Source organism: Parasphingopyxis algicola (assembly GCF_013378075.1).
Taxonomy (GTDB): domain Bacteria; phylum Pseudomonadota; class Alphaproteobacteria; order Sphingomonadales; family Sphingomonadaceae; genus Parasphingopyxis; species Parasphingopyxis algicola.
In genome coordinates this window covers 840,486-854,392 of sequence record NZ_CP051131.1, presented here as the reverse complement: position 1 = coordinate 854,392, position 13,907 = coordinate 840,486, and the positions used below count along the sequence as shown (strand labels likewise).

General features: G+C 62.6%; 20 protein-coding genes and 1 other RNA gene. 11 read left to right on the top strand and 10 right to left on the bottom strand.

Translation table 11 applies throughout. The annotated features are described in order from the left end of the window. Positions 1-59: 59 nt before the first annotated feature. Both rpoH and HFP57_RS04230 read right to left on the bottom strand, forming a co-directional pair. Complete coding sequence (rpoH, locus tag HFP57_RS04235) at positions 60-956, bottom strand: RNA polymerase sigma factor RpoH (RefSeq protein ID WP_176868625.1); 897 nt, start codon at positions 954-956, stop codon at positions 60-62. Between the two features lie 62 nt (positions 957-1,018). Further along, entirely contained in the window at positions 1,019-1,975 is a 957-nt protein-coding gene (locus tag HFP57_RS04230; protein ID WP_176868624.1) for an RluA family pseudouridine synthase, read from the bottom strand. 23 nt (positions 1,976-1,998) lie between these two features. Here HFP57_RS04230 and HFP57_RS04225 point away from each other — a divergent pair, with 23 nt between their 5' ends. From HFP57_RS04225 to HFP57_RS04175, 11 genes are all read left to right on the top strand, one after another. Then, positions 1,999-2,406 carry a M67 family metallopeptidase gene (locus HFP57_RS04225; protein ID WP_343045255.1) on the top strand — a complete coding sequence of 136 codons (408 nt, stop codon included), beginning with the start codon at positions 1,999-2,001 and terminating at the stop codon, positions 2,404-2,406. Positions 2,407-2,444: 38 nt separating this feature from the next. Continuing rightward, complete coding sequence (locus HFP57_RS04220; protein ID WP_176868622.1) at positions 2,445-3,074, top strand: histidine phosphotransferase family protein; 630 nt, start codon at positions 2,445-2,447, stop codon at positions 3,072-3,074. Positions 3,075-3,147: 73 nt separating this feature from the next. After that, positions 3,148-5,490: a chemotaxis protein CheA gene (locus HFP57_RS04215; RefSeq protein ID WP_176868621.1), complete on the top strand. Its 2,343-nt coding sequence runs from the start codon at positions 3,148-3,150 to the stop codon at positions 5,488-5,490. Positions 5,491-5,495: 5 nt separating this feature from the next. After that, positions 5,496-5,930, top strand: a complete 435-nt coding sequence (locus HFP57_RS04210) for a chemotaxis protein CheW (RefSeq protein WP_176868620.1) — start codon at positions 5,496-5,498, stop codon at positions 5,928-5,930. Positions 5,931-6,031: 101 nt separating this feature from the next. Continuing rightward, positions 6,032-6,418 carry a response regulator gene (locus tag HFP57_RS04205; RefSeq protein WP_176868619.1) on the top strand — a complete coding sequence of 129 codons (387 nt, stop codon included), beginning with the start codon at positions 6,032-6,034 and terminating at the stop codon, positions 6,416-6,418. A 7-nt stretch (positions 6,419-6,425) separates the two neighbouring features. After that, positions 6,426-7,499, top strand: coding sequence for a chemotaxis-specific protein-glutamate methyltransferase CheB (cheB, locus tag HFP57_RS04200; RefSeq protein WP_176871141.1), 1,074 nt, complete (start codon positions 6,426-6,428; stop codon positions 7,497-7,499). After that, positions 7,490-8,332: a CheR family methyltransferase gene (locus tag HFP57_RS04195; protein ID WP_176868618.1), complete on the top strand. Its 843-nt coding sequence runs from the start codon at positions 7,490-7,492 to the stop codon at positions 8,330-8,332. The genes cheB and HFP57_RS04195 overlap by 10 nt, the downstream gene beginning before the upstream one ends. Positions 8,333-8,424: 92 nt before the next feature. Then, positions 8,425-9,117 (top strand): N-acetylmuramoyl-L-alanine amidase, encoded by a 693-nt coding sequence (locus tag HFP57_RS04190; protein WP_176868617.1) that lies wholly within the window; start codon positions 8,425-8,427, stop codon positions 9,115-9,117. Between the two features lie 6 nt (positions 9,118-9,123). Beyond that, an RNA gene (gene rnpB, locus HFP57_RS04185) (RNase P RNA component class A) lies at positions 9,124-9,491 on the top strand. Between the two features lie 99 nt (positions 9,492-9,590). Continuing rightward, positions 9,591-10,196: a Yip1 family protein gene (locus HFP57_RS04180; protein WP_176868616.1), complete on the top strand. Its 606-nt coding sequence runs from the start codon at positions 9,591-9,593 to the stop codon at positions 10,194-10,196. Between the two features lie 106 nt (positions 10,197-10,302). Continuing rightward, positions 10,303-10,839 (top strand): J domain-containing protein, encoded by a 537-nt coding sequence (locus HFP57_RS04175; RefSeq protein WP_176868615.1) that lies wholly within the window; start codon positions 10,303-10,305, stop codon positions 10,837-10,839. Between the two features lie 298 nt (positions 10,840-11,137). On the opposite strand, the gene HFP57_RS04165 is transcribed toward HFP57_RS04175, so the two are convergent. From HFP57_RS04165 to pspB, 8 genes are all read right to left on the bottom strand, one after another. Continuing rightward, on the bottom strand, positions 11,138-11,560 hold the full coding sequence (locus tag HFP57_RS04165; protein WP_176868614.1) for a SufE family protein: 423 nt from the start codon (positions 11,558-11,560) through the stop codon (positions 11,138-11,140). A gap of 118 nt (positions 11,561-11,678) precedes the next feature. Next, entirely contained in the window at positions 11,679-11,921 is a 243-nt protein-coding gene (locus HFP57_RS04160; RefSeq protein WP_176868613.1) for a hypothetical protein, read from the bottom strand. Between the two features lie 35 nt (positions 11,922-11,956). Beyond that, complete coding sequence (locus HFP57_RS04155) at positions 11,957-12,214, bottom strand: coiled-coil domain-containing protein (protein WP_176868612.1); 258 nt, start codon at positions 12,212-12,214, stop codon at positions 11,957-11,959. A 27-nt stretch (positions 12,215-12,241) separates the two neighbouring features. Further along, entirely contained in the window at positions 12,242-12,511 is a 270-nt protein-coding gene (locus HFP57_RS04150; protein WP_246263351.1) for a hypothetical protein, read from the bottom strand. An 11-nt stretch (positions 12,512-12,522) separates the two neighbouring features. Next, complete coding sequence (locus HFP57_RS04145) at positions 12,523-12,828, bottom strand: hypothetical protein (RefSeq protein ID WP_176868611.1); 306 nt, start codon at positions 12,826-12,828, stop codon at positions 12,523-12,525. A gap of 11 nt (positions 12,829-12,839) precedes the next feature. Further along, the gene (locus HFP57_RS04140; protein WP_176868610.1) at positions 12,840-13,142 is read right to left on the bottom strand and encodes a hypothetical protein; all 303 of its coding nucleotides are present in this window, start codon (positions 13,140-13,142) and stop codon (positions 12,840-12,842) included. A 36-nt stretch (positions 13,143-13,178) separates the two neighbouring features. Next, positions 13,179-13,556: an envelope stress response membrane protein PspC gene (pspC, locus tag HFP57_RS04135; protein WP_176868609.1), complete on the bottom strand. Its 378-nt coding sequence runs from the start codon at positions 13,554-13,556 to the stop codon at positions 13,179-13,181. Between the two features lie 25 nt (positions 13,557-13,581). Next, positions 13,582-13,905 (bottom strand): envelope stress response membrane protein PspB, encoded by a 324-nt coding sequence (gene pspB / locus HFP57_RS04130; protein WP_176868608.1) that lies wholly within the window; start codon positions 13,903-13,905, stop codon positions 13,582-13,584. Positions 13,906-13,907 lie beyond the last annotated feature (2 nt).

Here is a 13,907-nt window from a genome sequence, read left to right as displayed (position 1 = left end):
AGAAAAACGCCATCCCCGATATTTCGCGGGGACGGCGTTTCGATATTGGTTGGCCGTATCTAGCTCGCCGGCAGCAGCTTCTTTTCTTCGGCGATCCGCATCATCGCTTTCTGGATCTTTTCGAAGGCGCGGACCTCGATCTGGCGGATGCGCTCGCGCGACACGCCATAGACCTGGCTCAACTCCTCGAGCGTTTGCGGATCGTCGGTCAGCTTGCGCTCGGTGAGGATGTGCTGTTCGCGCTCGTTGAGTTCGCCCATCGCTTCCATCAGCATTTCGCGGCGGACATCGGCTTCCTGCTCGTTGGCGATCGTCTGATCGTGCAGCGGCTCGTCGTCGACGAGCCAGTCCTGCCACTGGCCTTCGCCGTCCTCGCGCATCGGCACGTTGAGCGACGTATCGCCGCCCATCGCCATGCGGCGGTTCATCGAAGTCACCTCGTCCTCGGTCACACCGAGATCGCTGGCGATCTTCTCGACATCTTCGGGCTTCAGGTCGCCGTCCTCGAACGCGTTGAGCCGCGCCTTCATCTTGCGCAGGTTGAAGAACAGCTTCTTCTGCGCGGCGGTGGTGCCCATCTTCACGAGGCTCCACGAGCGCAGAATATATTCCTGAATCGACGCGCGGATCCACCACATCGCATAGGTGGCGAGGCGGAAGCCGCGATCGGCTTCGAATTTCTTCACGCCCTGCATCAGGCCGATATTGCCCTCCGAGATCAGCTCGGCAACGGGCAGGCCATAGCCGCGATAGCCCATGGCAATCTTCGCGACGAGACGCAGATGCGACGTCACGAGCTTCTGGGCGGCTTCGCGGTCGTCATGCTCCTCGAAGCGCTTGGCAAGCATATATTCCTCTTCCTGGGACAGGATCGGGAATTTCTTGATTTCTGTCATGTAACGATTGAGGCCGATTTCGCCCCCGATCGCCGGAATTGTCGCAACGGCTTTGGCCATTTCGTTCCTGTGCTCCTTGAACCTTGGTTATCCCGGAATAACCCCGGAAATCCTTACATTATCTATACGTTTAATGCCCTGAATAGTTCCTGTATGTCGACAGGGAGATCGCTTTCAAAGGCTAAAGCTTCGCTTGTGACGGGATGGATAAACCCGAGGCGTTTAGCATGCAGTGCCTGGCGCTTGAAATCCAGTCTTTTCAGTATGTCCTTTAGGGCAGGTCTGGGCCTCCCATATACCGGATCACCGACCAGGGAATGGCCGATATGCGCCATATGGACCCGGATCTGGTGGGTCCGGCCCGTTTCGAGCCGGCATTCGATCAGGGTCGCATCGTTGAGCGCCTGAAGCCGGCGGTAGTGCGTAATTGCATGCTTGCCCTTCGGCGGTTCGACGACCGCCATCTTCTGGCGATTTTGCGACGATCGAGCGAGGTTCGTCTCGATCTTATCCTCAGACTTATTCACAACCTTATTCACTATCGCACTGTAAACGCGATTGATGCTGTGCGCCGCGAATTGTTTCGCCAGTCCTTCATGCGCCTCGTCGGTCTTTGCGGCGACGATCAGCCCTGACGTGTCTTTGTCGATCCGGTGGACGATACCGGGCCGGGCGACCCCGCCGATCCCGGACAATTTGCCCGCGCAATGGTGCAGCAGCGCATTGACCAGCGTGCCGTCGGCATTGCCGACCGCCGGATGGACGACAAGGCCCGCCGGCTTGTCGATAACGACCAGATGTTCGTCCTCGAACGCGATATCGAGCGGAATATCCTGCGCCTTGGCCTCCGCAGGCTCCGGCGCAGGCACGGAAACCGTGAAATTCTGGCCCGATTCGACCGCACTGCGGGGGTCGCGGATCTCGGAGCCGTCTGTTGTGCGGACATGGCCCGAAGCGATCAGTTTCTTGAGCCGCTCGCGCGAAAACTGGGGCAGGGCCGCGGCCAGAGCCCGGTCCAGGCGCCAGCCATCGGTATCGGCCGAAATACGCGCTTCCAATGTCGACAAGACCCCCGTCATTGCTTACCAATCTGGGGGTGAGCGTGACAATTTCAAGGGCCGCGAAACGCAGAATCCTGCGCCATTGCAGCGAAAATCCGGATATCGAAGCATGCGGTCTCCTTTTCGGGTCGGAATCCCGGATATCGCGCGCATCTCCCACCGAAAATGTCGCGGACGACCCGGCGAGACGCTTCGAGATCGACCCGGCGGACCTGTTTGCCGCGATCCGGGCCGAACGCGACGGTGGCGACCGGCTCGTCGGCTATTATCATTCGCATCCGGCTGGCCCGGCCGAACCCTCGGCGCGGGATGCCGCGATGGCGCTCGACACCGGCCGGCTGTGGCTGATCGTCGCCGGGGGCGAGATGGGGCTTTGGCGCGCCGCTGCGGCCGGCCGGCTCGAGCCTGTGGAGCTAGCCCTTGCAAGCCCTGCGTCCAGCCGACATTAGGGGCGTGCGCAGAGGCAGAAAACGGGAATCCGCAGACGATGGACAGCAAAAGCGTTGAATTTGCGAGCCTTTTGGCGTCGCGCCTGTGCCACGATCTTTTAAGTCCGATCGGCGCGCTCAACAACGGCATCGAACTGCTCGCCGACGAACATGATCCGGAAATGCGCGAGCGCTGCATGGAATTACTGGCCGAAAGCGCCAAAACCTCGGCAACCAAGCTCAAATTCTTCCGGCTCGCTTTCGGCGCCGCGGGCGGCTTCGACGACGAAATCGACAGCCGCGAGGCGAAAACGGCGATCGAGGGGCTGGTGGGAACGCAGGGCCGGGTCGAACTCGACTGGATGGTCGAACAGCCCTCGATGTCCAAGGCGAAAATCAAGATCCTGCTCAATCTGGCGCTGATCGCCGCCGATGCGCTGGTGCGCGGCGGGGCGCTGCTGGTCGGCGCCGAGGGCGGGGAAATCGTCGTCCGGGCCGAGGGCGAGCGGATCGTACTCGATCCCGAACTCAAGACGGCACTGCTCGGCAAGACTGATGCTGATGCACTGACGCCGCGCGCGGCGGCGGCCTGGCTTGTCCATGTGCTGGTCCGCGATGGCGGCGGCGAGGTCCAGGTGTCCGAACCGGAGGACAATGTCCTGCTTTTCGGGGTAACTTTCGCCGACTGACCGGCCCGGGTAAACGACATCTTAACCAACGGGGCGCATCAGGGCGGTCGAGCGACTTTCCTGGATGGGCCCGATGGACGATCTTCTCGCAGAATTCATTGCCGAAACGCGCGAAATGCTGGGCACGATTTCCGGCGAAATCGTCGCCTGGGAAGCCGATCCCAACGACCGGCGGCGGCTCGACGCGGTTTTCCGCTTCGTCCACACCGTGAAGGGCAGCTGCGGCTTTCTCGATCTGACGCATCTCCAGCGGGTCAGCCATGAGGCCGAGAATGCGCTGTCCGACCTGCGGGATGGCAAGCGGGAGCCGAGCCCCCGTCTGGTCAGCGCGATCCTCGCCATCATCGACCGGATCGGCGAGGTGACCGATGCGCTCGAACGCGGCGAGGAGATAGACGAGGCCATCGACGAGCCCCTGATTGCGGCGCTCAATACCGCCGATGACGGCGATGAAACGATCGCGATATCCAACCAGTCGACGACCGAACTGCGCAACCCGGCGCGCAGCATCCGGGTTCCGCTCGAGCTGCTGGACCGGCTGATGGGCGGCGTATCCGACCTCGTCCTCGCCCGCAACGAACTCTCCCGACAGCTCCGCCGGTCGCGCGGCGACGATCAGATCGATACGGCGTTCGAACGCATGTCGGTCTGCGTCGCGGAGATGCGCGATGCGATTACTTGGGCGCGGATGCAGCGGATCGAAAGCCTGTTCGCCGCGCTGCCCCGGCTCGTCCGCGATCTTTCGGCCGAACTGGGCAAGTCCGTCCAGCTCGAAATCGACGGCGCGGATGTCGAGCTCGATCGCGAGATGATCGAGATGCTGCGCGATCCGCTGACCCATATCGTGCGCAACGCGCTCGACCATGGCATCGAAACGCCCGACCAGCGGACCGAAGCCGGTAAACCGCACGACGGCGTGCTGCGCATCGGTGCGCGCCAGTCCGGCAACCAGATCCAGATCCGGGTCGCCGACGACGGGCGCGGCATCGATCCGCAAAAGCTCAGAAAGCGGGCAATCGATTCCGGGAGCATCGCAACCGATACCGCGAACGGGATGAGCGACGCGGAACTGCTCGACCTCGTGTTCCAGCCTGGCGTGTCGACTGCGGATGCAATCAGCACCGTTTCCGGCCGGGGCGTCGGCATGGATATCGTGCGCTCGAACGTCGAGCGGATCGGCGGCACGATCGATGTCGAGAGCAGCGTCGGCGAGGGCACGACGCTGTCGCTCCTTGTCCCGCTGACGCTGACGATCATACCGGCCCTCATCTTCGGCGTCGGCGACGGCCGCTATGCCGTCCCGCGGGCGAGCATCGAGGAGATCGTGTCGCTCGACAAGGAGCGCGCCCGCCTCGAAAAGGTTGGTGGCACCGAAATCGCCAAGGTGCGCGGGAAACGGCTGCCGGTGGTGCGGATCGCCGAAATGTTCGGTGCCGATGGCGCTGCGGACGATCCTGCCGAAACCGCCGATGCACGCCATCTGGTTATCGTGCGTTCCAGCCGGCGCGAACGGTTCGCGGTCATGGTATCCGCGGTGTTCGACCATGAGGAACTTGTGGTGAAGCCCGCTCCGCCGTGCATCATGGGATCGGGAATCTATGCCGGGACGGCTTTGCCGGACAACGGCCTTCCGCTGCTGCTTCTCGATATCGCAGGACTGGCCTCGGCCGCCGGATTGCGGCTGTCGCTCGCCGACTATTTAGATGAAGAAGCCGAAGATGCGCATCGGACAGTCGCCAGCCCCGATGCCTTGATGTTCATCGATCTCGACGGAAAACGCCGGGCGGTCCGCATGGGTCTCGTCGAACGGATCATCGACACCGATGTCGATGCGATCAGCGAGCGCGCCGGCCTGTTACGGCTCGTCAAGGGCGACGAAACGATCCCGGTCGTCGCGAGCGCGCCGCTACCCGAAACCGGTATCGTCCGTCTGTTACGTCTGAGCGACGGCAGCCGGGCAATCGCTTATGCGATCACCAGCGGAACCGCCGACGTCGCCCCGCTGCCCGATGAATTCGAACCGGCCGCGCGCGCCGGGCGGATCGCCGGCGTCGCGGTGCATCAGGGCAAGGCCGTCGAACTGCTCGACGCGCACTTCCTGTTTGCCGAATTCTCCGGTGGACCCGCGCCACGTGCCGGCAAGCCGCGATGCCTCGTGGTCGGCGGCGACGATCTGTGGCGTCATGAACTGCTCGCGCCGCTGATCGAGCTGGCAGGCTATGAAGTCACGTTCGACGAAAACGAAGACGCGGCGCTGGTGATCGACGCCAGCGACGCGGATGCGGTTGTGCGCGATGATCGCGACAATGTCGTGCGGCTGACGGCCGATCCGTCGCCGGGCGCGGGCAAGCTTTATCGCTATGACCGCACGGCGATCGTCGACGCGTTGCATGCACGCCTGAAGGCGAGGGGGTAGCCGCCATGGACAAACTCTATCTGATCGCCGAGGCCGGGGGATCGAATTTCGCGATCGAGGCCGATGTCGTCGAATCGGTCGTGACCGCGTCCGAGGTCATTCCCGTGCCTCTGGCCGAACCCAGAGTGGCCGGCGTTGCGGCGCTCCGCAGCAAGGTGATCACGGTGATCGACACGATGGCGGTGATCGACGACCGCCCCGCTTCGGTAGAGAAGGGGCGATCTCTCGTCGTCGTCAAGGTCGACGATTTCCTATACGGGCTGGCCGTGGATACCGTGCATGACGTGCGCGAATGTTCGGCGCGGCCCGAGCGGCTCGGCGCCGCATTCGAGCCGGGCTGGCGCAGGATATCCACCGGCGTGATCGAAATCGACGATCATGCGGTCGCCGTCGTCGATCCGGCGGCGCTGGTGCTTGCGCCGGAAGCGGAGGCAGCGTGACATTTCGACGGCAGGACAATCCGTTAACGTCAAAGTTACCGCAATGCTCTACACAGTTTCATCTTAGTAACTCCGCGTGAGCATTGGCTGGGAGTGGTCGTGTGAAAAAATGTCTTGTTGTCGATGATTCGAAGGTCATTCGGAAAGTCGCCTGCCATATGCTGGAAACGCTCGATTTTGCGGTCGAGGAGGCCGCTGACGGCAGCGAAGCGCTCGATAGCGTCAAGCGGGCGGTGCCCGATGTCGTCCTGCTCGACTGGAACATGCCCGTCATGGACGGCATGCAGTTCCTCAAGGCACTTCGCGATCTCGGCCTCGACAACCCGCCCAAGGTGATTTTCTGTACGACCGAAAACGATATCGACCATATCCGCGAGGCCATGGACGCGGGGGCCGACGAATATATCATGAAGCCCTTCGATCGCGAGACGCTGCAGAGCAAGCTCGAACTCGTTCAGATTGGTACGGGCTGTGGCCAGTCGGCCTGACGGCATAGTGCCCGCCTCAGGTGCGGAGACAAGACCTCGCAGTGTCCTCGTAGTAGACGACTCGGCGGTTGCGCGATTGATCGTCCAGCGGGTGATCAACGAAACCGAACAGTTCGTCGTTGCCGGCAATGCCGGCACTGCCGAAGAAGCGCTGGAGAAATTGCGCACGGCGTCCGTCGACCTCGTCATTCTCGATATCGAGATGCCGGGCATGGACGGGATCGAGGCCATTCCCCACATCATCCGAAGCAGCTTCGACGCTCCCATTCTCGTCGTCTCCTCGCACTGCCGCGAGGATGCCGAATCGTCGGTCCGGGCGATGGCAATGGGGGCTAGCGATATCATCCTGAAGCCGGACAACAGGTCGCAGACCGAACAATTCGCGGCTGGGCTACGCGAGAAGATGATCCGTCTGACCGAGCGCGAGGCGATGCCGGCGGAATCCGATGAGGTACCGGCGGCGGCGCAATCGGCCGCGCATGCGCCGTTGCAACGGCCGCTCAAATGCCTGGCGATCGGCGCCTCGACCGGCGGCATCCACGCCCTGTCGACCTTCTTTTCCGCGCTGCCGCGCGATCTCGACATGCCGATCCTCGTTACCCAGCATCTGCCCGCCGATTTCATGGTCTATTTCGCCCAGCAGCTGCGGGCGATCTCGGGCCGCAAGGCCGCGCCGGCGCGGGACGGCCAGCGTGTCTCGCCGTCGGAAATTCTCGTCGCGCCCGGCGATGCGCATCTGACGGTCGTTCGCAGCGACGAGCATGTCCGGATCAGTTTCGACCGAAATCCTTCGCCGAACGGTTTTTGTCCGTCGGTGGATCCGATGCTGGCGAGCGTCGCCCGCGCCTATGGCGAAGATGCGATTGGCGTGATCCTTACGGGTATGGGGCGCGATGGTGCGCTCGGCGCGGCCAATCTGGCCGAGGCCGGTGGCGAACTGCTCGTCCAGGACAGCGAGAGCTCCGTCATCTGGGGCATGCCCGGGGCAGTCGCACAGCAAGGTATCGCGCACGTGATCGCGCCGCCCGCGGATCTCGCGGCCCATGTCGCGCGGCGGGGAAGGGCGTTCGGATGCAGTTGAGTCCCGCCGCCCTGCGCGTCTTGTCGTCGCTGCTGGAAGCCCGCACGGGCCAGCGCCTGTCCGAAGGGCGGCATTGGCGGATCGAGATGGCGCTTACGCCGATCCTGAAATCGCACGGCATTGCGAGCGGCGAGGAACTGGCGGCGCGGCTTACCCGGCCGGACGGCGGGCCGCTCTGTGGTGAGACGGTCGACGCGCTGCTCAACAATGAAACCTATTTCTTCCGCGACAGCGACGCGTTTTCGCATCTGCCCAAGGTGATCGACGCGATCGCCGCCTGCCGTCAGGACAGGCGCAGCCTCCGGATCTGGAGCGCCGGCTGTTCGACTGGACAGGAAATCTATTCGCTTGCGATGCAGTTTCGCGAGAATGCGGCGCGCTGGCGGGACTGGTCCATCGACTTGCTCGGCACCGATATCTCGCGGACCGCGATCGCTAAGGCGCGCGCGGGCAATTACAGCCAGTTCGAGATCCAGCGCGGATTGCCGACCCTGCACATGCTCCGCTGGTTCGACCAGGATGGCGATCGCTGGCAGATCGACGACGAGCTGCGCCAGATGGTGCGCTTCCGCCAGCATAATATTCTGGAGCCGCCGCTGCCCGGCCGCTTCGACCTCATACTGTGCCGCAACGTCCTTCTCTATTTCCCGGCGGCCAATCGCAGCCTGGCGCTCGAGAATGTCGCTTCGGCGCTGGCGCCCGACGGTGCATTGATGCTCGGCGCCGGCGAAACCGTGCTCGGCTATAGCGACCGGTTCGAGATTCTGCCCGGTGTGCGCTCGCTCTATCGGCCGACGCCGGCCGAGCCGGCGCGGAAATCGAGTGTCGGCTAGATATCACCCTTGACGGCGCGCCGGAATTTGGGCGGTATCCGCGCGATGTCCGATCTGTTGCCTTTATCAGTCCGATTGCGGAGGCGATCTGCGTGACGATCGTCGATACGCCATCGCCGAATTTCAACGACCGCAAGCTGCCGGTTTCGATCCTCGTCATGCATTATACGGGGATGGCCGACGGCGCGTCGGCGATTCGCCGGCTGACCAGCGCGGATTCGGGCGTCTCGTCCCATTATGTCGTCAACGAGGACGGCACGGTGCTGCGGCTCGTCGACGAGGGCAAGCGCGCCTGGCATGCAGGGGCCTCCTATTGGCGCGGCATCACCGACGTGAATTCGGCCAGCATCGGGATCGAGATCGTCAATCCGGGGCATGAATTCGGCTATCGGCCCTTTCCGGGCGACCAGATCGCGTCGGTCGTCAGGCTGGCCAACGAGATCCGCAAGCGGCACGACATTCCCCGCACCAATGTCGTAGGCCATTCGGATGTCGCGCCGGCCCGCAGGCAGGATCCGGGCGAACTCTTCCCGTGGGACAAGCTCGCCCGGCTGAACCTGGCGCTGGCCCGGCCCGAAAATGCCGCCACTGATCCTGGCTGGACCGACAGCGCGTTCCTGATCGCGCTCGAGCGGTTCGGCTACGATATCGAAGACAAGATGGCCGCCGTCGTCGCTTTTCAGCGGCGGTTCCGCCCCGAGCTGATCGACGGCACGATCGACGGCCAGTCCCGCGCCATTCTTTTCCAGCTGCTCTTGGAACGCGAACAGGGCGACGCTAGATAGGAGGGGCCAGAGGGCCGGGCGGCCACGGGGCAGCGATGCCGCGAGGAAAGTCCGGGCTCCATGGACCCGCGGTGCCGGATAATGCCCGGCGGGGGCGACCCCAGGGAAAGTGCCACAGAGAGCAGGTCACCCAAGGTTTCGACCCGGTGAAAAGTGAAAGGGTGCGGTAAGAGCGCACCGCGCGCGCCGGCAACGGCCGCGGCACGGCAAACCCCACCGGGAGCAAGACCGAATAGGGATGGCATATAGGCCCGGGTCCGGCCTGTCGTCCGGGTTGGTTGCTTGAGGGCGGGAGCGATCCCGTCCCTAGAGGAATGGCCGCACAGGCGGAGCGATCCGCCGGACAGAACCCGGCTTACAGGCCCTCTGGCAACGATTTTCCGTGATCTGGAGCACAGCTCCGCAAATCCGCCTTTGCTTTACGAATCAAGCAAACTGGTCCACCATGGGCAGAGGACATATTGGGGGAAGATATGAGCTTGATCGACCGCGCAAAGAACATTCTTTTGTCGCCGAAGACGGAATGGACGAAAATCGAAGCCGAGGACGGTACAGTCGGCGGATTGTTCACCGGTTACGCGATGATCCTGGCCGCCCTGCCGGTCGTCGGCACGCTGATCGCTTTGGGGCTTTCGATCGGGCCCTATCGCTATTTCGGGATGAGCTATTTCCTCGTCTCGGCGATCGCCGGCTATGTCATCGGTCTCGGCATCGTCTATCTGATGGGCATTATCGTCAACGCGCTGGTACCCAGCTTCGACGGCGAGAAGAACGATCTGTCGGCGATGAAACTTGTCGTCTATTCGGCGACCCCGACATGGATCGCCGGCTTTTTCGGCTTCATTCCGGGGCTGAACGTGCTGCTGTCGCTGGCGGCGTTCGGTTATTCCGCCTATCTGCTCTATCTCGGCAGCCAGACGGCAATGAAAGTGCCGGAAAGCAAGGCGGTCGGTTTCACCGCCGTTACGATCATTATCTGGATCATCGCCTCGTTCGTCGTGATGGGCGTGATCATCGGTATCCTCATATCCTCGCTGGTCGGTACAGCGGGGTTGATCGGCGCAGCTGCTTACAGCTGACCGACAGGGCGGAGCGAAAGTCGTTCCGCCAAGCGAATATCCGGGAAAGCGGGTCATGCCGGTTCGGCATGGCCCGCTCCCGATTCAGGAGCTAGAATAGCGCGATATGGCTGGCGCAAGACGATCTAACGACTGGGGCTTTCCCCGCTGGCGCGGCTATGATTCGTCGCGCGAGACGGTCGAAGTGCGCCTGTGCGACCGGGACGGCTGCGAAGAACCGGGGGACCGGCCCGCGCCCAAGGCGCCGAACAGCCCGGAACGCTGGTATTTCTGCGAAAAGCATGCGGCCGAGTACAACCGCAACTATAATTATTTCGAAGGCCTGACCAAGGAACAGCGCAAGCAGCGCGAGCATGACGAACAGCGCGACGCGAGCGGGTTCGGCCAGGCATCGCATTATGGCTGGGGCGGTCCGGGCGACGGGACGCGCAGCGCCGACGAATTGCGGGCGCTCGAGATTTTCGAGCTGGACGGCGACGCGGATATCGCGACGGTGAAAAAGGCGTGGCGCAAGCTCGCCAAGGAAAACCATCCGGACGTGAAGCCCGGCGACACCGAGGCCGCCAAGCGGTTTCAGGCGGGGCAGGCGGCCTGGGACGTGTTGCGCGCCGCTGAAGAACGCCGGACCTGGAAAGGCGTCTGATCAAGACCGTCCGATCCGACTGGCAAAGCGCGATCCTCGTCTGCCGCAAATGCTCGAAACGCCTCGGCGGCGGGTTCGGACCGAAGGGCAAGACGCGTCTCGCCAAGGCGCTAAGCAAGCATCTGGGCGGCAAGAAGGGCCGCACGGCCCGGCTCGGCATCGTCGAAGTGAATTGCCTGTCGGTCTGTCCCAAAAAGGCGGTGACCGTGGTGCAGTCCGGCAACCTGCTCAACTGGGTTCTGGTCAAGCCCGGCATGCCAATGGAGAAGGTATCCGAGGCGCTCGGCGTCGGCCCGTCTCAGGAATAGCGTTCGGCGGTTTTGCGGATCAGCGCGATCATGTTGGGGATCCCCTGGGTCCGGTTCGAACTCAGCTGGTTCTTCAGGTCGAAACTGGCCAGCCCGCCCTCGATATTTGTAGCCAGGATTTCGTCCGCGGTCCGATCCTGCACCGTCAGCAGGACGAGCGCGATGATCCCCTTGGTGATCGCCGCGTTGCTGTCGGCGAGGAAGTGCAGCCGGCCATCGTCCGTTTTCGTCGGATAGACCCAGACCGCCGCCGAGCAGCCGCGGACCAGCGTCGCATCCGTTTTCAGCGCGTCGGGCATGTCTTCGAGGCCGTGGCCGAGTTCGATCAGCAGCCGATAGCGGTCGTCGCTTTCGAGAAATTCATATTCCTCGCGGACATCGTCGAGAGAGGGAAGTTCGGTCATGCCCGCCATTTAGGGGCTGGCCGGCCGGTCGTCACCCCGGCACGGATGCCGGGGCCTTTTCGGCGGGAGTTTCTGGCCGGGCCGAAAAGATTCCGCGGGGCTGGCGGAATGACGAAACGCGTTGGTCTTAAAGTTCGATGCCGGCGGCGATCGCCTCCAGCTTGCGGACCCGTTCCTTGAGGTCGGCGACCTCGATCCGCGATCCGGTGCTCGGCGCCGGCACATCGCCGGACATTGCCGCTTTTTGCTGGAGTTCGAGCCGCTTCAGTTCCAGCCATCCGCGCCACCCCCTCAGGCCCGCGTAGCTGGCGATTATCAGCCCGATCAATCCGGTCGCCGCAATGGCTAAAGTCGGTATCTGATCCTGCATGATTATACCTTTCTTTCCTGAACCTTGTTCTTCTTCTAGCTATGCGTACTGTCGCGCAGAGCTTCGATTTCCTGTTCGAGCCGATTGCCCTTGTCGGTCGCGATCCGCTCGAGAACGGCGATCCGCTCCTTCAGCTGTTTGATTTCCTCGCGCATGCGCCCCGCGTCCGGATCCACGATCCGACGTTCGACGCCGTTTTCGTCCTCAATGATTCCGGCCTTGTATCTGGCGCGCATAACGCCGGCGATCGCGGTGATCAGAACGATCGCAACGACCATTTCAAACGGACCCATAATTACCTCCCTGAACCTTGTTCGTGTCTAGTTAAGCGGTTTGTCCCGCAGATTTTCGATCTCGTCGCTCAAATTCGTCGAGCGATCCGTGAGGATTCGCTCCAATGTGGCGACCCGCTGTTCGAGCCGCTCGGTCTTCGCCGCATATTGCGCGGCACTTTCCGCTGCCATCCTGGCATTGGCTTCGGCTTCGGTCTTGCGGAGCTCGAACCATTTGCCGCCGAATATCCAGAAGGTGACGGCGCAGATCGGGAAGACGACCGTCATCAGCAAAATGCCCATCAGCTCCAAGTCCATCACGATCTCTCCTAGTTGGCCTTCCCGCGCAGGCTTTCGATTTCCTGCTCGAGAACATAACCGCCGTCGGTGACGATGCGTTCGATATTGGTGAGTCGGTCTTTGACCGAACCGATCTCGGCGCGCAGCTGCGCATTTTCCTGGCTGAGCAGTTTCACCCGCTCTTCGGTTTCAGCGTTCTTCCGCGGATAGACAGCTTGCCCCCAAGCACCGTCGAGCGGATATCCGTTCTTCACACGCAACCAAGTGGTGAAGATCCAGCCGCCCACGGCGAGCAATCCGACAAGCGCGATGGCAATTGCAGGTGTTTCGAGCATTGTTTCCCTTTCTACTTCGCCGCGTCGCGGAGGTTTTCGATCTCGTCCGCGAGCCGTGTGCTGCCGTCCGTCGCGATCCGTTCCAGGACCGAAATACGCTCTTCGAGCCGGACGATCTTGTCTTTCAGTTCGCCATTCTCGTTGGCGAGCAATTCGATCTTGCGGTTGTTCTCCGGGTCTGGCCGGTGGGTCGATCCGCCCCATTCATTCTCCAGCGGATAGCCGTGTTTGGCGCGGATGGCGGTCGTAATGATCCAGGCGAGGAAACTCATTCCCACGATTGCCAAGACAAAGACCGGACTTCCCCAATTCATCTGATATTTCCTCCCTGAACCTTATCGCCCCGAACCCTAGCGCAGTGCGTCGATTTCCTGGGCGAGGCGCGTGTTGCGGCTCGTCACCATCAGCTCGACATCGGCGAGCCGGCGATCGACATCGCGAAACCGCGAGCGGATCTCGTTGACCGAGCGCCGCGGATTGGCGCGGGTGCCCTGCCAGAATTTCTCCTCTTCCTTGTCCTCGTAGAGGCCGAGCGGCTTTTTCGGAGCCAGCCAGGCGACGATGAAATAGACGAGGAACAGCGGCGGGAAGAAGAAGAGCGCGGTGACCATGAACCCGATCCGGGTCCAGAGCGTATCGATCCCGGTATAGTCGGCGACGCCGGCACAGACGCCCAGAAACTTGGCATTCTGCTTGTCGAGATAGAATTTCGTACGGCGGTCATGCATTGTCGGTCTCCTGTTCCTTGTCTCGTTACCGCCGGCGGTCGGCGCGGCTCATATCCTGTTCGGCAATCCGGTCTTCCATACGCGCCTCGATCCGATCGTCCCTGGGAGGCTCGTGGCGCAGCGCGCGTTCGCGGGCCCATTCGGGATTGTCGGCGGCGATGATCCGTTCGATCGTGTTCATCCGGTCGTCCAGTCGCCGGGCGGCGTCATAAAGTTCATCCAGCAGATCTTCGTCTTCCCGGGTGATCGATCCGGCGCGCTTCCACTGGGTGGAGTAGTGGAGGATCAGCCAGGGAAGCCCGATGAAGAGCATCCCGACGACGCCGATGGGTACGAGGATGTCTTCCATGG